Below are 17,031 nucleotides of genomic sequence, written 5' to 3' on the forward strand. Positions count from 1 at the left end.
GGCGCGCCGCGGCCGGACGCGCCCCGCCGGTGCGGGTCACCCCTGGTTCCGCGGGACGTAGAGGCGGACGTCGTCGACGTACGCCTCGCCCTCGTAGTAGTTCAGGTGCGGGTCGCCGATGATGAAGGAGTCGGGGTAGGCCGAGCCCTTGGGCCAGATGTGCTCGGTCGTGTACGTCCCGGCGGGCCCCTTGTGGACGAGGCTGCGGTCGAAGCGGCCGTCGTACTCGCCCGGCGTCTGGTTGTAGTGCCAGATCGGGCGCCCGTTCTCCACGAAGTCGTGGTGGACGCGCAGCGTGGTCTGCCCGGTGTGCAGGAACGGGCCGCTCATCTCCAGCGTGTACCCGGTCCGGTCGCGCTCGATGGCGAACCGGTAGGAGGCCTTCGGCATCAGCTCCGGCCTCAGCTCGGCGCTGGTCAGGTGCCCCTCGAACCGGCCGCCCGGCCCGTAGTGCCGGTCCATGGACGCCTCCCCGCACGCGGTCTTGGCGTAGTACTCGTTGCTGATGTTGTTGTTGGCGGTCTCGCGGAACAGGTCGCCGCGCGGGAACAGGGCGTTGATCCCGTTGAAGGTGCCGTCGAACGTCCGGTACATCCTGCGGGTCTTCGGGTCGCAGGTCGCGGCGTCCTTCCAGCGGGCGTCGTCGCTGTAGTAGCCGTCCATGATGACCTTGCGGCGGAAGTGGATGCCGGGGTTGCCGTGCGGCGCCGGGTTCGCGTGGTCGAGGATCGTCAGGTAGTAGAACCCGTTCTCCCGCGTCACGTCCGGGTACTGGCAGCGTGACCTGCCCGGCAGCGCGCCCTGGAACGTCCACGGGTAGCGGGTCTTGCACGGCTCCCTGGTGTAGCCGTTGTGCCTGCCGCCGTAGTCGAACGTGCCGCCCCGCTTGCCGCCGAACTGGATGCCGCGCAGCGTCATCTCCACCCGGTAGTACCGGGGCAGCGCCCTGGTCGGCCGGATCAGGACGCCCGCGTCCCAGCTCGGCTCGGAGATCCGCGCGACGCGGTGGCCGCCCGGCAGCGTCACGGCCGACAGCCCCGGCCGGGAGTCGGGACGCCCGTCGCGGTCCTTGTCGACGGCGGCGACCTCCGCCGTCAGCCACCCGTGCCGCCCGAAGGCGACGCGCTTGCGGAACACGTTGAGGGTCTTCATCTGGCGCTCGAACAGCGGCCCGCTGATCTTCTTCCAGACCGCCCCGTCGTCGTCGAACGCGTCGACCGCCCACGGGCTGCGCGGCCCCTGCGGGTCCAGCCGCCACGGCGCCCCGTCGACGCGCAGCGGCCGGTCGAACTCCTCCTGCGCGACCAGCTTCCACCGGCCGCCTCCCGCGGCCCCGACCGACCACCCCGCGGACACGACCGCGGCGGCGGCCGTCCCGACGGCCACGCCCGCCACTCTCCAGCTCGTCCTCAAGACGCACACCCCTCCCGCGGAGCGCGCGGCCGCGCTCCGCCCCCGAACGTCGCAACGCATCGGAATTATATGAACACGGAGGGTGAGGACGGTGGGAGGCTGAGCCCCGACGTCGTCAGCGCTGGGAGAGGTACCTTCCGGCTGTGTCGCGCAGGCGCGCGTGGACGCCGTCGTATGCGGAGACGCCGGGCAGAGCGGTCTTGGGCATCTTCGCGAGCATCGTGTAGTTGGTGTCGACGACGTTGCCCGCCGGGGCGAGCGCGGCCTGGCTGACCAGCTGGTAGGCGTCCAGCTCGTCCAGGCCGAGCAGCGCGGACGTCCAGGTGACGAGGTCGTGCTGGCTGATCCGGAACGCGTCCTCCAGCGGGCGGGCCGAGCCGGTCGACATCAGGTGGAGGTCGTCCTCCAGGCGCGGCCAGGCCGGTGCGGCCCCCTTGATCAGGTCCACGACCACGACGGTGTCCATCGCCGCCTCCACGGCGGTGCCGCAGACCTCGCCCTCGCCCTGCCGGCAGTGGCCGTCGCCGATCGAGATCAGGCCGCCCGGCACGTTGACCGGGAAGTACGCGGTGGTGCCCGCGCGCATCTCCGGGGTGTCCATGTTGCCGCCGTGCGCGCCCGGGGTGATGCTCATGATCACCTCGTTGGCGGCGGGGGCCACGCCGACGGTGCCGTGCATGGGGTCGAGCGGCAGCTCGATCTCCAGGTCGCTCTCGCGGGCCCGGAAGCGGCAGATCCCGCGGGCGGTGTCCACGTCGTACATCCACACCCGCTCCGGCAGGGCCGGGTGCAGCATCGCCGTGGCGTGCGTCGCCGTCAGCGCCCCGAAGTGCGGGAACGTGGACGAGACCGCCCAGTCGCGGGCGGGGCGGATGTCGGCGAAGTGCACCGCTACCGCGTCGCCCGGCTCGGCGCCCGCCACGGCGATGGGGCCGGTGACGGGGTTGAGGTAGGGGAAGGCGCACACCCGGCTCGGCAGGTCGTCCACCCCCCGGACCGCGCCGCCGAAGCAGTCCTCGGTCGTCAGCTCCACGACGGTGCCGGGCGCGACGGTGAGCGCCGCCTCCCGGCCGCCGAACGCGAAGCCGGGCTCGGTGTCCCTCATCGGGACCACGTCGAACGTCACTTCTCGTCCTCCTCCTCTGCGATGCCGGCCAGGGCCGGACGGCGGTGGGTGACCAGCAGCCCGACGAGCAGCACGACCCCGAGGCCGAGCCACAGGAAGCCCAGCTCCTGCGCGGCGACCTTCGCGTTGACCACCACGTAGCCGAGGATGCCGAAGCCGATCGCCGGTGCGATCAGGTGGCGCCACCAGTCCCGGCTGCCGGACCGGACGACGTAGTGGACGACGACCGAGACGTGCAGCACCAGGAAGGCCGTCATGGCGCCGAAGTTGACGAGCGAGCTGAGCAGGGTGATGCCGTCCTCGCGCTGCTCCATGTAGAGGCCGAGGCCCAGCGACACGGCCGCGACGAGCAGCGTCGCGTTGACCGGGACCTGCCGCCGGGGGTGCACCCTGGCGAGGAACCCCGGCAGCTGCCGGTCCCGCGCCATGGCGTACAGCAGCCGGGACGTCGCGGCCTGCGCGACCAGGGAGTTGGCGAAGCCCCACGCGATCGCGGTGGCCAGCGCGGTCAGCTTGGCCAGCCACGCGCCCCCCGCGACCCGCGCGGCGTCGTAGAACGCGGTGCCGTCCGCGTCGCCGTCCTTGATCAGCTTGTCGGGGTCGGCGACCAGCAGCGACGCCACCCACGTCTGGACGATGAAGAGCACGCCGACCAGCAGCAGCGCGGCCACCATGGACCGTCCGATGGCGCGGGCCGACTCGCGGTTCTCCTCCGCCAGCGTGGAGATGCCGTCGAAGCCGAGGAAGCTGAGGACCGCGATCGACACCGCGCCGAACACCAGCCCCCACGAGAACGTCCCGCCGTTGTAGATCGGGCTGAGGCTCCCCCCGCCGTGGCCCTTGCCCTGGGCGAGCGCCACCAGCCCCACCACCAGGAAGATCGCCAGGATGACCAGCTCGGCGACCAGCATGATCCGGTTGATCCGGGCGGTCATCTCGATGCCGAAGAAGTTGACGACCGTGTTGAGCACGACGAACGCGATCAGCCAGAGCCACACCGGGACGTCCGGCACCAGCGAGTTCATCGCCACGCTGGCGATCAGGTACAGCAGGGCCGGGACCAGCACGTAGTCGAGCAGGATCATCCAGCCGGACAGGAACCCGACCGGTGCCGCGATGCCCCGCCCGGCGTAGGTGTAGACCGATCCGGCCATCGGGAACGCGCGCGACATCTGCGCGTACGAGCCGGCGGTGAACAGCATGGCCAGCATCCCGACGGCGTAGGCGAGCGCGACCATGCCGCCCGAGCCCTGGAAGACGCTGCCGAAGATGCCGAACGGCGCGATCGGCACCATGAAGATGAGCCCGTAGACCACCAGGTCCCGGAACGTGAGGGAGCGCCGCAGCTCCTGGGTGTACCCGTAGCGCTCGATGCCCTCCGGCGGCGTTGGGTCGACGGCCATGCTTCCTCCTCAGCCGAGGACGCGGGTCGTTCCCGCTCAGCGAACCCTAGAGGCAATCTTTTCAAATGAAAAGATTTGATCCGCACAGATCTCAGAGGCGGGTGACGACGGTGAGGTCCAGGCCGTCCGCCCTGGCCAGGTACCCCTCCGGGCGCGGCGGGCCGAGCGGCGCGGCCGACCAGGCGCGCCGCGCGACGGGGTCGGCGCCCGCCAGCAGCCGCGCCGACGCGGCCCGCCCGTGCCGCGCGGTCAGCATGCCCGCGGCGGCCAGCGCCGCCAGCAGGTGGACGCCGTCGTAGCAGCCCTCCGCGTAGGCGTCGAGGACGGGCGCGGCCTCGCCGAACACCGTCCGGTACCGCTCGGCCAGCGCGAGCTGCCGGTCGTCCCCCTGCCCCGCGAACGACCGCATCGCCGAGTACAGCTCCCCGGTGTCGTCCCCACCGGCGGCGAGCAGGACGTTCTCCTCCAGCGCCCCCGACAGCCGGACCATGCCGGCGGACAGCCGCGAGCCGGCGAACACCCGGTTGAACACGGCGAGGTCCCGGCCGACCAGGCTGAGCAGGATCGCCTCCGCGCCCGTCCGCGCCAGCGCGTGCACGACCTCCTCGAAGCGCGCCTCCGGGTCGTCCCCGGCCGCCCACGGGAAGGGGACGAGCCGGTCCAGCACCACCTCGCCGCCCGCCGACCGGACCAGCCGCTCCGCCGCCCGGTGCACCGCCCTCGGCCAGATGTAGTCGCTGCCGACCAGCGCCCACCGCCGCAGCCTCAGCCGCGCGCTGAGCCAGCGCAGTGCGGAGCCGAGCTGCCGCTCCGGCGAGTCGCCGAGCAGCACCACGCCCTGCCGCCGCGGCCCGCCCTCGTGCGGCGGCGTGAACACGTACGGCGCCCGCCCGGCGAGCGCCGCCTCCAGCCCCCGGTGCACGTCGCTCGTGTGGAACCCGACGAACGCCTGGACGAGCCCGGCGTCGGCGAGGAACCGGGCCTCGCCCGCCACCGTGCCCGGCGCCCGCCCGGCGTCCACCGGCACCAGCTCGACGGCCCGTCCGGCCGCGCCGCCGGAGGCGTTGACCTCGGTCGCGGCCAGGCACGCGGCGCTCATCCCCGACGGGCCGGTGAGGCCGAGCGGTCCCGACAGCGGCAGCAGCAGCCCGAGCCGCAGCACCGCCGGGTCCGGCCCGGTGACCAGCAACCCCGTGCTGTCCCGCACCACCGCGCGCATGACCGCCGAACCCCTCATGACCAGGCCAAGTATGCTCTCCCCACGGGCGGCTGGCGAGGGAGGCACCGGGTGGTCGAGCGGCACGGAGCGGCGGCGCGCGGGGCGCGGACCGAACTCGTCGACCTGCTCACCCGCACGCAGCGGGCCCTGGCCCGCGATCTCGGCGCCCGCCTGGAGGAGGAGGGCGCGACGGTCGAGCAGTGGCGGGTGCTGCGCGCCCTCGCCGAGGCCGACGACGTCTCGATGGGCGAACTGGCGCTCATCGTCGAGATCCCGCATCCCACCCTGACCCGGCTCGTGGACGCCCTGGCCGACTCCGCCTACCTCTACCGGTCCCACTCCAGCCGCGACCGCCGCCGGGTGTCGGTGCACGTCTCCGACCTGGGCCGCGCCAAGCTGGAGCGGCTGGAGGCGCTGGCCCGCGCGCACGAGCAGGCCCTCGCCGAACGGCACGGCGACACGATCGAGAACCTGTCCGCCCTCCTGTCCGACCTCTGGAAGGGCGTCCGCTGACCCTGCGGGCGGAGGCGGATCCGCCGGCGCGATCCGTTGGCCGGATGCGCTTTGTCGGGGTTCGGCCGTAGGGTCGGCGCATGTCGCGGCGGCGTTTCGATCAGGCCATGCAGCTCATGCGGACGAGGGAGCCGCGGGTCCGGGAGGACGCCTTCGACTTCCTGCGCGAGCACGCCGACGCCTACGTCTGCGAGCTGATCGCCGAGTTCGCGGCGGAGCGCGACGACCCCGGCCTGCGCTGCTGGCTGCTCGAACTGATCGCCGAGGCCCGGTCGCCGGAGGCCCTGGAGGTGTTCCGCGACCAGCTGGAGAGCCCTGACGAGCCGCTGCGGTTCTGGGCGGTCCGCGGCCTGGAGATGCTCGACACCCGCGCGGCCGAGGACGTCCTCGAACAGGCGCAGGCCAGCGGCTGGATCTCCTAGCGCCGGGACGGGCGCGAGCCGCCGGGTTTCGGACTTCGCCGCGAGGCCTCTTTCGCGGACGCCCTGCTCGCCGTTTCCGGCCCGGTGAACAATCTCGTGTCGTTCGCGGCCCGGTTCGCAGGAGGACATTCCGAGCCCGCGGGTGCGCCGATGAAACGATCTCTGGCGCGGTCGCGGGCCTCTTTCGGCGGCGGCGCAAACGACCTTTTCGGGCATTGATCACTTTATCATCTCTTGACCTGGAATTTCGGGCAGGTCGACCATCGATGCGTTAACGGGGATGCGAGGAAAGGGGTACGGGGGAGCGGCGGCGGTGCGCCATTGATCGCGCGGCCCGCATTCCCCCGTCCGTCCTTTCCCGGACGGGAGAAGGCCGTGAAGGTTCTGCTCGTCGAACCACCGATCATGGATTACCGCGGCGGCGGCCGGCGGACCGGGGAACTGCGGTCCATCGCGATGGACGCCGTGCGGGAGTGCCCGCCCTACGGGATCTACCTGCTGGCCTCGGTGCTGCGCGCGGCGGGCCACGAGGTGGTGCTGGCCGACCTGATCGCCGCGGCGGACCACCGGCTCACGGCCTGGGCGGCCGATCTGGAGAACTGCGAGCTCGTCGGAATCGGCGCCACGTCGATGTCGTGGCCGACCGCGCGCGTGGTGATCCAGGAAATCCGGCGGGACCGGCCGGACGTGCCGATCGTCCTCGGCGGGATCCATCCGACCATGTTCGACGAGTACATTCTCGGCGCCTTCCCGGTGGACTACGTGATCCGCGGCGAGGCGGAAACGGGTCTGCCCGCGCTGTGCGCCGCCATTTCCGAGGGGACCGGTCTCGACGGCGTCCCGAATCTCAGCCGGCGGGAGGCCGACGGAACGATCAGGCGGACCGCCCTGGCGCCCAAGATGGAGGCGGAGCGGCTGGCGGAGTTCCCCGTCCCCGACTACGCGGAGGTCCCGGCCGGCGTCTACAAGGGGCTGGCGATCGAGTCGTCGCGGGGCTGCGCCTTCGACTGCTCCTTCTGCAGCACCTCCTACCGGCGCACCTGGCGCGGCCTGCGGCCCGAGGCGTTCGTCGACCGCCTGGAGGCGGTGCTGCCGCACCTCGACCGCACGCTCTACCGGACCGTCCACATCATCGACGACGAGTTCTCGATGAACCCCCGCCGGGCCACCGCCATCGCCGAGGCCATCGCCCGCCGCGGGCTGAGCCCCCTGCTGGTGTACGACTCGCGCGCGACCGACCTGCTGTACGAGCCGTACGTGCCCGCCATCGCGCCGTTCACCTGCCAGTTCCTGATCGGCGCCGAATGCGGGTACGACGAGGGGCTGAAGCTCGTCGGCAAGGGCACGACCTGCGACATCCTCGAACGGGCCGCGCGCCGGCTCCAGGAGTTCGGCATCAGCGACCGGGCCGACTTCTCCTTCATCCTCGGCCTGCCCTGGGAGACCAAGGCCGAGGTCGAGAAGACCATCCGGTTCGCCGTCCGCCTGCACGCCCTGTACGGCGTCCGGATCCTGCTCCAGTGGTACTGCCAGATCCCCGGATCGAGGCTGTGGCAGGCCGACCGCGCCCGGGGCGTGGTGAACGAGACCATGTACGACGAGTTCGGCTTCTTCCGTGACCTCTACCTGTTCCGGTCCGGCGTCCGGCTCACCCCCGAGGAGATCTGGGAGATCGGCGACCTGGTCGAGCAGCTCAAGGCCGTGGCGCTGATCCGCACCCCCGGCCGCCGCATGATCGAGTTCGCGTTCCCCCAGGCGATCCACGACTTCTACCCGCGGACGGTCCTGCGGCGGCCGGGCACCGGCCTGCGCGGCCTGCGCGAGGTCGCCCGGGCGCCCAAGCCGCTGCGCGCGTCCGACCTGCCGCCCGAGGCCACGGCCCCGGCCCCTGCCGCGGAGCGCACCGGGCCCGTGCACGTCGGGATCCCGCGACGCCACTTCATCGGCACGGACGACGATCCCGTGCCCGCCGGCTCCGACTGGGGGCCGGACTCACTCATGCGCTAGCGAGAGCGGAGACGACCATGACGACCCCATTCCCGATCGGCGAGGGCATCGGCATCGACGCCGAGACCTTCGCGCGCGCCCTCGACGACCTGATCACCCGGCCCGAGATGCGGGACCGCCTCGAACACGACCCGGCGGGCACGCTCGCCGGCCTCGGCGTGCGGGTCTCCGACGCCGAGCGGGCCGAGATCGCGGGGCGGCGCCTGTCCGAGCTCGTCCCGCGCGAGGTCCCGGGGGCCCGCGAGGGCGTCGGGCAGGTCGCCGAGACCTACGTCCACGTCGGCGTGGACGTCGCGGTCTCCGTGGTGGTCTCGGTGGCCGTCGCCGCCGAGGTCGAGAACGTCCAGCAGGAGATCGAGGCGCGGAGCATGCGGAAGATGATCGAGCGCCGCGGGCCCGGCGCGGCCTGACGGCGGGAACGGGGAGGAGGCGCGCCATGAGCGAGAACCTGGACGAGACGCGCGAGCGGGTGCGGCGGGTGCTGGCCCGCGCCGTGGGCGAGCCGGAGTACGCCGACGCGCTGCGCCGGGACCCGGGCCGGCTGCTCGGGGACGCGGGCGTCGTGGAACCGATCATCGAGGACCTGACGCGGGAGCTGCGGCTCGGCGAGGGGCCGTTCGGCTGGTCGGGGCGGGCGCCCGAGTCGGACTGCGCCTTCACCTGCGACGGGATCTCGTGCATCGTCACCATCTGCGGATGCGTGCCGTTCACCACGTGATCCGGTCCAGGGTGGAGGGGGAGCACGCCGGGGCCGGCGTCCCCGGGCTGCTGCGGGCGGGCCTGCCCGGCGCGGTCTGGGACGTCGAGGAGAACGGGGTGTGGGTCCGCGCGACCCGGCGCGGGCCGGCGGACCGCCCCGTCCAGGGGTGGAAGATCCACGTGTCGGCGCACGCGGGCGGCGCGGAGGAGGCGCTGCGCGCGGTGCTCCCGGTCCTGGCGGCGGGCAGGGCCGACTTCAAGCTGGTCGGGACCGCCGCCGAGCTCGACCGGATGAACCGCGGCGAGCTGGGCCTCACCCAGGTCGGCAAGTGGCTGACGGTGTATCCCGACGACACGGCCGAGGCGGTGCGGCTCGCCCGGGAACTCGACCGGGCGACGCCCGGCCGGGCCGGTCCGCGCATCCCCGCCGACTACCCGCTGCGGCGCGACAGCGCCGTCCACTACCGGTACGGGGCGTTCAAGCTCATCCCCCTGCAACTGGAACCGGGCCACGTGGTGCCGGGGCTGTACGACGGCCGGGGCCGGCTGGTGGTCGACGACCGGCGCAGGCACGCCCCGGTGACGCTCGATCCGTTCGAGGCGTCCGGTGCCGCCGAGCGGGACGACACCGCGCTGGAACGCGCGCTCGCCCGCCGCTACCACGTGGTCGCGCGGCTGCACTGGACGCCGCGGGCCTCGGTGCACGCGGCGGTCGACCTGGAACGGCTGCGGCAGTGCGTCGTCAAGTGCGTGGACCGCCGGAGCGAGGGCGCGGCGGAACGGCTGGCGCACGAGGCGGCGATGCTCCGCAGGCTGCGGGGGACAGGGGTCTGCCCGGACCTGTACGAGGTGCTGGTCGACGGTCCCGGCGGCGCCCTCGTGATGGAGGACGCGGGCGGGCGCAACATGGAGGATCTGCTCTCCCGGCGGATGCGGCTTGGCCTGCTGTACGGCGACAAGGAGATCCGGTCCGTCGGGCGGCGGCTGCTGGCCCTCCTGGAGCACCTCCACCAGGAGGGGATCGTCTACCGCGACCTGAAGCCGTCGAACGTGATGACCGACGGGAGCGGGCGCCTCCGCCTCATCGACTTCGAACTGGCCCACGACGTGCGCGACCCGGAGCCGCCGCCCGCCGGGACGCGCGGCTACCTGTGCCCGCACCGTGCGGCCGAGGGCGGGTCCCCGGAGCCGTCGGACGACGTCTACTCGCTGGGCGCGTTCCTGTACTACGCGGCCACCGGCGCCAATCCGAGCCACGCCCCCGAGCCGTACGACCTTCCGAAGCGGCCCGTCCGGCTGCTCAATCCACGGGTGTCGGAGTCACTGGAGTCGCTCATCCTTCGCTGCCTGCGCGCGGACCCCGGCTCACGTCCGTCCCCGGCGGAGGTCGGACGCCTGCTCCGCTGCGCGCCTACCCGCATCGAGCCGTTCACCCCGGAACCCCGCCGCGACGCGCTCGAGACCGCGCACGCCCTGGCGGACGCGATGTGCGAGGACGCGCATCCCGCAGGCGCGGGCCTCACCTGGACCAGCACACACCCCTCTGCGCTGGGGCTGCCGCACCGCTTCCTCCACATCGGCGCGGCGGGATGCGTCCTCGCCCTCGCGGAGGCGGTCGCCCGGTTCGGCGCACAGCGGCATCGCGACGTCCTGTCGGGAGCCGTCGAGTGGCTTCGCACCTCCGCGCCCTTCCCGGGCGCCGTCGTCCCCGGCCTGTACGTCGGAGAAGCCGGTGTGGGCGCCGCGCTGCTCCGGGCGGGCCAGGTGCTGGACGACGCCACGCTGGTCGAGGACGCGGCCCGGATCAGCGACGCGGTCGCCGGGATGCCCACCGGATCGCCCGACCTGATGAACGGGCGGGCGGGCATGCTCCGCTTCCACCTCCTCGTCCACCAGGAGACCGGGGACCGGCGGCACCTGGCCCACGCGGAGGCGGCGGGGCGCGCCCTGGTGTCGGCCGCGGAGTCGCCCGCGCCCGGGACGGCGTGCTGGCGCATACCGGAAGGCTTCGGAGAACTCGGCGGGAAGGCCCACTGCGGGTACGCGCACGGCGCCGCCGGGATCGCCGACAGCCTCCTCGACCTGTTCCTCGTCACGGGCGACGAGAGGTTCGCCCGGACGGCGTCCGCGGCGGTGCGCTGGCTGACGGGACGGGCACGTCCGGCCCTGCCGGACGGCGACGGCCGCGAATGGCCGAGCGCCGCCGAGGGGTCGGCGGGCGTCTGGTGCCACGGAGCCGCCGGCGTGGGCCGGTTCCTCCTCAACATGAACCGCGCCTGCCGCATGGACGACCTCTGGTGGCCGCGGGCCGCCGCGTCGATGGTGGCGCGCGGCGCCCGCTGGCTCGGGCCGTCCTACTGCCACGGGCTGGCCGGAAGCGTCGACTTCCTGCTCGACATGTACCAGCACACGCGCGACCGCGAGTACCACCGCCAGGCGACGGCGGCGATGCGGCTCCTGGACGCCTTCGAGACCCGCGCCGGGGACGGCCGCGTCCGCTGGCGGAGCGACACCACCGGCTGCGTCACCCCCGACTACATGGTCGGCTACGGCGGCGTCCTGGTCACGGCCCTGCGCCACGCCTCCGCGGACACCGCCGCCGGGCAGCTGACGCTCGACGGCTTCCGGCGCGAGGCCCCGGCGGCCGGCCCCCCGCACCCCTGACGGCGCGGGGGCCGGCCAGTCCCGGCCCCCGCGCCCCCGAGGTCACTTCAGCCGGGCCTCGATGGCCTCGATGATCCGCGGGCGCATCTCGGCGGCGCGGACGACGGCGTCGACGGAGCCGACCTCGACCGCGCGCCGGATGTCGTGCACGCGGTCGAACTCCGCCGCCACCTCGCCGAGCTTCTCCGTGCGGACCGACGCGCGCAGCTCGTCCAGCTCCGCCGTCAGCGCCGCGCGGCCGGGCCCCGAGGACGCCGCGACGCGGCCCTCCAGGTCCCGCACCCGCGGGTCGGCGGCGGTCCGGGCGTTGACGTCGGCGGCGAACACCGCCGCGGCGGCCGGGGCGCCGCCGAGCACCGACGCGAACGAGCCCTCCAGTGCGAGCACCGTCATGTTCGGGTTCAGCGCCTTGGAGAACACCACGAACGCGCCGCCGTGGTACCGGGAGATCACGCAGAACACGATCGGGCCGCGGAAGTTGACGATCGCGCGGCCGATCTCGGCCCCGTACTCCAGCTGGAGCTGGCGCATCGACTCCGGCGAGCCGTCGAAGCCCGACAGGTTCGCCAGCACCACCAGCGGCCGGTTGCCGCTGGCCGCGTTGATCGCCCGCGCCGCCTTCTTCGACGACTTCGGGAACAGCGTCCCGGCGGTGTAGGCGTCCGGGCCGTCGGTGGGCGGGAAGCCGCGCCGCGGCACCGACTGCGACTCGATGCCGAGCAGGCACACCGGCATGCCGCCGAGGTGCACGTCCTGCACCACCGCGGTCTCGGCGTCGGCCATGCCCGCCCAGCGCTCCAGCACCGGGTGGTCCTGGTCGGACAGCGCCCGCATCACGGTCCGGATGTCGAACGGCTTCTTGCGGTCCGGGTTCGCCGAGGCCGAGAAGATCTCGCCGACCGTGGTGAACTCGCTGCCCTCCAGGACGTGCGGGAAGGCGGAGACGTCGCGGTCGAACGGGTCGGTCGTGCCGGCGCGGCGCGGCCCCGGCTCCCCGGGCGCGACGTAGGTGTGGTCGTAGTGCGACATCAGCACGTCCCGCGCCGCGATGAGGTTCGGCGCCCAGTACTGCGCCTGCCCGTTCGGGCCCATCACCCGGTCGTAGCCGCCGATGCCGAAGTTGTCCTCGGCCGAGACGCCGCCGGAGAAGTCGAGCGCCTGCTTGCCGGTGAGCACCATCGCCGAGTCCGGCGTCATGATCAGGACGCCCTTGGTGTGCATGAGCATCGTCGCCTCGGCGTTCCAGTACGGCTGGGCGCCGACGTTGATGCCCGCGACCACGACGTTGATCTCGCCGCCGTCCTGGGTGAACTCGACGATCCGCTTGAGCGCCGCGGCCACCCAGTCCATGTTCTCCGTGCCCGACTCCATGGAGATCCGGGCGCCCGAGGACAGCGCGTACCACTCCAGCGGCACCCGCATCCGCTCGGCCAGGTCCAGCGCGGCGATCACGCGGCGGCACTCGGCCTCCGACAGCGCGCCGAGCGACTTGGTCGGGTCGCCGAGCAGCACGACCCGGGTGACGCCCTGCGGGTGCCGCCGGGTCGGCTTGGTGACGACGCCCGCGACGATCGCCGCGGTGTTGCGCCCCTTCGGCCGGTCCACCGGGACCAGGACGTTCGCGTCGTCGAGGTCGTGCTCGACGAAGTCGCCGAGCAGGCCGGTCAGCTCGTAGGGGTACACGGTGTTGCGGCTGCTCGCCCGCAGCACCTTCTGCCGGTACCCGTCGAGCGGCTCGACCGGCGCGTCCGACGGCTCGCCGACGGTCAGCCGGGTGCCGCCCGTGGCGTCGAAGGAGACCCGCACGGCGATCTTGACGGGCCGGCCCGTCCGCGGGTCGCGCTGCCGCGCGATCAGCAGGACCTCCTCCAGCCCGGCGCCCGCAGCCGTCGGCAGCATGCGGCCCGCGAGCCGCTGCAGCTCCGCGCGCGTGAGGTCGCTCGTCGGCCAGACGTAGATCACGATGCGGTTGGTGGGGAAGCGCTTGGTGGACGGCCGCCGCGCCTGCGCCCGGCGGATCGAGTCCAGGCAGGTGGCGAGGGTGTACTCGGCCGTCGGCAGCGAGCGCAGCCTCCCGTCGCCGTCGCGCAGCGCGGTGAGGTCGCGCACCTGCGCGAACGCGACGAGCCGGTCGTCGGACGGGTTGTCGCGCGCCACGCACTGGAAGAGGTAGACCTCCTCGTCCGAGGACGGCAGCCGGGTGAGGTCGAACTTGTGCAGCCGCTCCATCTGCATCCGCTGCGCGATGAACGGGTGCAGGCCGCGGATCAGCCGCTCCTCGGCCATGCCCCCTGTGGGGGGACGACCCCCCACACCCCCCGGATCGCTTCGCTCATCCGTCCCGCCGCCCTCCACCGGGCGGAACGTGAAGTGGTGGTGCATCACCGCGCCGCTGCTGCCCGCGACGGTGGCGGTGAGCCTGCGGACCTGCGGCGGCAGCGGGTGCGCGTTGACGACCTCCTGCAGCGCGGCGGCCATCGCGTCGAAGTCCTCGGGCTGCCGCTCCCAAGCGAGGTAGACGTCGGCGTCGACGGCCTCGTCGCCGTCCGCCAGCTCGGCGAGCCCGCGCAGCGCGGCGCCGAGCGCGTCGAAGCTCACCGCGCAGGAGACCAGGCGCGAGCCCGCGTGCTCGGCGACCGTGAACGTGCGGCCCCCGGCCTCCCGGGTGCGGACGCCGGTGAGGTCCTTGTTGCCGTAGTACCGGCGGGTGAGCACCTCCAGCAGCACGTCGTTGCCGCGGTTGCCGCGGACGAGCCGCTGGCCGAGCAGCCGCACCAGCGGCTCGGTGCTGCGCACCATCTCGGCGATGAGCTCGTCGCGCTCCGGCGCGTCCGGGTGCGCGTCCAGGTGCCGCAGGTGGCGGCGGACGCGGGCGTAGACGGCGGCGCGGTTGCGGCGCAGCAGCGGCTGCGCGAACCAGGCGAACACCACGCCGCACGCGAGGTCGTAGACCACGGGGAACCGGATCTGCGTGGCGGAGATGAGCCGCTCCAGCGCGAGGCCGGCGGACTCGCGCAGCGCCTCGTCCGGCGGCGGCTCGCCCAGCCACTCGCGCAGCAGCGTCGCGACGACCGAGGCGTCGGCGGACGCCCGCTGCTGGGCCAGGAAGATCCGGAACACCGCCGCCTCGAGCTCGGGGGAGCGCTCCAGGTCGGTGACGCCGTAGTGGCCGAGTGCCTTGGCGAGCTTGGCCTGGAACGCCTGGGGCAGCCCGGCCCGCTCGACGTCGAGGCTCTGCAGGTAGGTGTGGAAGTACTCGCGGGCGCTGTGCACGTGGCCGCCGTCGGTGCCGTCGCCGCCCGCCGGCCGGTTGCGGCTCAGCTCGGCGAGGTCGGCGAACACGTCGATCAGCCCGAGCTCCTCGGCCACCGGCCGGTGCCCGTCGGCGGCGGCGGTCCGGCGCGCGGCGAGGTAGTCGTCCAGGGCGCGGCGCTCGTCGTGCGGGTCGACGTCGAAGCCGAGCAGCAGGCTGCGCAGGTCCTCCTGGCCGCGCGCCGCGCGCTCGCGCGCCGGGACGGCCCCGGGCGCGGCGGGCAGGTCCAGCTCGACGGCGCCGGCCGCGGCGACGTCCGCGACCTCGGCCTCGTCGGCGAGCGGCTCCAGCCGCAGCAGCGGCGCACCCGTCTCCACCTGGCTGCCGACGGAGACGACGCACTCCTTCAGCCGCGCCCTGAACGGCGCCCGCAGCACCGTCTCCATCTTCATGCTCTCCAGGACCAGCACCGGCGCGCCCGCCTCGACCTCGGCGCCGACCTCCAGGGGCGTGGCGACGACCAGCGCGGGCGCGGGCGAGCGGACGACGCCGCCCTCGTCGCGGCTGACCCGGTGCGCCACCCCGTCCACCTCGACGAAGTGGACCGGCCCGTGGGTGCCGGTGAGCAGCCGGTAGCGGGAGCCGTTGACGGTGATCTGGCCGAGGTGCCGGTCGAAGCGTTCGAGTTCGACGTCGGCGGTGCGGACCTCGCCGCCCGCCTCGACGGCGACGCGGAACCGGTCCGCGCCGACCCGGGCCACCCGCACCCGGTAGCCGGCGCCGCGCAGCTTGAGGTCCAGCGGCCGGCCGCTCTCGTGCCGCGCCTGGGGGCGCCCGCCGGACGCCGTCGACAGCAGCCGCCGCCGCTCGGCGCCCTCCGCCTCCTCGTAGGCCTCGATGGCGGCGGCCGCGAGCGCGACGGCGGAGTGCCGGTGGGTGACGAGCCCGCCCTCGGCGCGGACGCGGTCGATCCAGCCGGTGTCGGCGCTCGCGTCGATCACCTCGGGCCGGTCGAGCAGGTCGAGCACGAAGCTCTTGTTCGTCGCGCCGCCCTCGATGATCACCGTGGTCTGGGTCATCGCGCGGCGCAGCCGGCCGAGCGCCTCGTCGCGGTCGCGGCCGTAGGCGATGATCTTGGCGATCATCGAGTCGAAGTCGGCGGGGATCGTGTCGCCCTCGCTGACCCCGGTGTCCACCCGGATGCCCGGCCCGGCGGGCAGGTCCAGCCGGGCGATGCGGCCCGGCGAGGGGGCGAAGTCGCGGTCGGGGTCCTCGGCGTTCAGCCGCGCCTCGATCGCGTGCCCGCGCTCCGCCGGCGGCGCGCCGTCGAGCCGCCCGCCGGAGGCGACGTGCAGCTGCGCCTTGACCAGGTCGAACCCGGTGGTGGACTCGGTGATCGGGTGCTCGACCTGGAGGCGGGTGTTGACCTCCAGGAACGCGAACATGCGGTCGCCGGGGTGGTAGAGGAACTCCACGGTCGCCGCGCCGCGGTACCCGACCGCGACGGCGAGCCGCTCGGCCGACGCCTTCAGCTCGGCGGTCTGCTCGGCGCCGAGCACCGGCGACGCCGACTCCTCGATGACCTTCTGGTTGCGGCGCTGCACCGAGCAGTCGCGCACCCCGAGCGCCCACGCGCTCTCCCCGTCGGCGATCACCTGGACCTCGACGTGCCGGGCGCCGGTGACCAGGCGCTCCAGGAACACCACGCCGCTGCCGAACGCCCGCGCCGCCTCCTGGCTGGTGCGCTCGTAGGCGTCGGCCAGCTCGGCCTCGCTGGTGATCACGCGGATCCCGCGCCCGCCGCCGCCCGCGGTCGCCTTGAGCATCAGCGGGTAGCCGATCCGCGCCGCCGCCGCGATCGCCTCGTCCAGGGTCTCGACCGCGCCGCGGCTCCACGGCGCGACCGGCACGCCGACCTCCTCGGCGATCAGCTTCGCGCCGATCTTGTCGCCGAGCCGGCGCATGGCCTGCGCGCTCGGCCCGACGAAGGTCACCCCGATCCGGTCGCACAGCTCCGCGAACGCCGGGTCCTCCGCGACGAAGCCCCACCCGACCCACGCGGCGTCGGCGCCGGTCTCCACCAGCGCGCGCTCCAGGACCCCCAGGTCCAGGTACGGCCGGGCGGACGCGGGCCCGAGGTCGTAGGCGAGGTCCGCCTCGCGGACGAAGGTGGCCGTCCGGTCGACATCGGTGTACAGGGCGACGGTCTCGATCCGCGTCCCGCTCTCCGCGGCGATGTCCCGTACGGCGTGGATGAGCCGCATCGCGGCCTCACCCCGGTTCACGATGGCGACACGACTGAACACCCGACC

Annotated in this window: 11 protein-coding genes; 6 read left to right on the forward strand and 5 right to left on the reverse strand. The window is 73.8% G+C overall.

Going from position 1 to position 17,031, the window contains the following annotated elements; genetic code table 11:
* Window positions 1-36 precede the first annotated feature (36 nt).
* The 4 genes from AB0C84_RS05765 to AB0C84_RS05780 form a co-directional block, all read right to left on the reverse strand.
* On the reverse strand, window positions 37-1,386 hold the full coding sequence (locus AB0C84_RS05765; RefSeq protein ID WP_361061488.1) for a hypothetical protein: 1,350 nt from the start codon (window positions 1,384-1,386) through the stop codon (window positions 37-39).
* A gap of 142 nt (window positions 1,387-1,528) precedes the next feature.
* A complete protein-coding gene (locus AB0C84_RS05770) occupies window positions 1,529-2,539 on the reverse strand; it encodes an acetamidase/formamidase family protein (RefSeq protein WP_361061490.1) in 1,011 nt (336 codons plus the stop codon).
* Complete coding sequence (locus AB0C84_RS05775; protein WP_361061492.1) at window positions 2,536-3,942, reverse strand: APC family permease; 1,407 nt, start codon at window positions 3,940-3,942, stop codon at window positions 2,536-2,538. Before AB0C84_RS05775 ends, AB0C84_RS05770 begins: the two co-directional genes overlap by 4 nt.
* 91 nt (window positions 3,943-4,033) lie before the next feature.
* A complete protein-coding gene (locus AB0C84_RS05780) occupies window positions 4,034-5,179 on the reverse strand; it encodes a substrate-binding domain-containing protein (RefSeq protein ID WP_361061494.1) in 1,146 nt (381 codons plus the stop codon).
* A 51-nt stretch (window positions 5,180-5,230) separates the two neighbouring features.
* On the opposite strand from AB0C84_RS05780, the gene AB0C84_RS05785 reads away from it, so the two are divergent.
* From AB0C84_RS05785 to AB0C84_RS05810, 6 genes are all read left to right on the forward strand, one after another.
* Complete coding sequence (locus AB0C84_RS05785; protein WP_361061496.1) at window positions 5,231-5,674, forward strand: MarR family transcriptional regulator; 444 nt, start codon at window positions 5,231-5,233, stop codon at window positions 5,672-5,674.
* An 80-nt stretch (window positions 5,675-5,754) separates the two neighbouring features.
* Entirely contained in the window at window positions 5,755-6,096 is a 342-nt protein-coding gene (locus tag AB0C84_RS05790; RefSeq protein ID WP_361061498.1) for a HEAT repeat domain-containing protein, read from the forward strand.
* 375 nt (window positions 6,097-6,471) lie between these two features.
* Entirely contained in the window at window positions 6,472-8,103 is a 1,632-nt protein-coding gene (locus AB0C84_RS05795; protein WP_361061500.1) for a radical SAM protein, read from the forward strand.
* Window positions 8,104-8,120: 17 nt separating this feature from the next.
* The gene (locus AB0C84_RS05800) at window positions 8,121-8,513 is read left to right on the forward strand and encodes a hypothetical protein (protein ID WP_258942511.1); all 393 of its coding nucleotides are present in this window, start codon (window positions 8,121-8,123) and stop codon (window positions 8,511-8,513) included.
* Window positions 8,514-8,539: 26 nt separating this feature from the next.
* Window positions 8,540-8,821, forward strand: coding sequence for a hypothetical protein (locus AB0C84_RS05805; protein WP_361061502.1), 282 nt, complete (start codon window positions 8,540-8,542; stop codon window positions 8,819-8,821).
* Complete coding sequence (locus AB0C84_RS05810; RefSeq protein ID WP_361061504.1) at window positions 8,800-11,466, forward strand: lanthionine synthetase LanC family protein; 2,667 nt, start codon at window positions 8,800-8,802, stop codon at window positions 11,464-11,466. The genes AB0C84_RS05805 and AB0C84_RS05810 overlap by 22 nt, the downstream gene beginning before the upstream one ends.
* A 42-nt stretch (window positions 11,467-11,508) precedes the next feature.
* Here AB0C84_RS05810 and AB0C84_RS05815 read toward each other — a convergent pair whose 3' ends face one another.
* Entirely contained in the window at window positions 11,509-17,025 is a 5,517-nt protein-coding gene (locus AB0C84_RS05815; RefSeq protein WP_361061506.1) for a carboxyl transferase domain-containing protein, read from the reverse strand.
* Window positions 17,026-17,031: the final 6 nt, after the last annotated feature.

Origin of the sequence: Actinomadura sp. NPDC048955 (assembly GCF_040649435.1) — a bacterium.
Lineage (GTDB): Bacteria > Actinomycetota > Actinomycetes > Streptosporangiales > Streptosporangiaceae > Spirillospora > Spirillospora luteofluorescens.

What these genes read in the sequence shown, in the direction of transcription:
- AB0C84_RS05810 (WP_361061504.1), top strand. Translation starts at nt 8,800, where the DNA reads ATGCGTGCCGTTCACCACGTGATCCGGTCCAGGGTGGAGGGGGAGCAC.
- AB0C84_RS05800 (WP_258942511.1), top strand. Translation starts at nt 8,121, where the DNA reads ATGACGACCCCATTCCCGATCGGCGAGGGCATCGGCATCGACGCCGAG.
- AB0C84_RS05775 (WP_361061492.1), bottom strand. Translation starts at nt 3,942, where the DNA reads ATGGCCGTCGACCCAACGCCGCCGGAGGGCATCGAGCGCTACGGGTAC.
- AB0C84_RS05790 (WP_361061498.1), top strand. Translation starts at nt 5,755, where the DNA reads ATGTCGCGGCGGCGTTTCGATCAGGCCATGCAGCTCATGCGGACGAGG.
- AB0C84_RS05780 (WP_361061494.1), bottom strand. Translation starts at nt 5,179, where the DNA reads ATGAGGGGTTCGGCGGTCATGCGCGCGGTGGTGCGGGACAGCACGGGG.
- AB0C84_RS05805 (WP_361061502.1), top strand. Translation starts at nt 8,540, where the DNA reads ATGAGCGAGAACCTGGACGAGACGCGCGAGCGGGTGCGGCGGGTGCTG.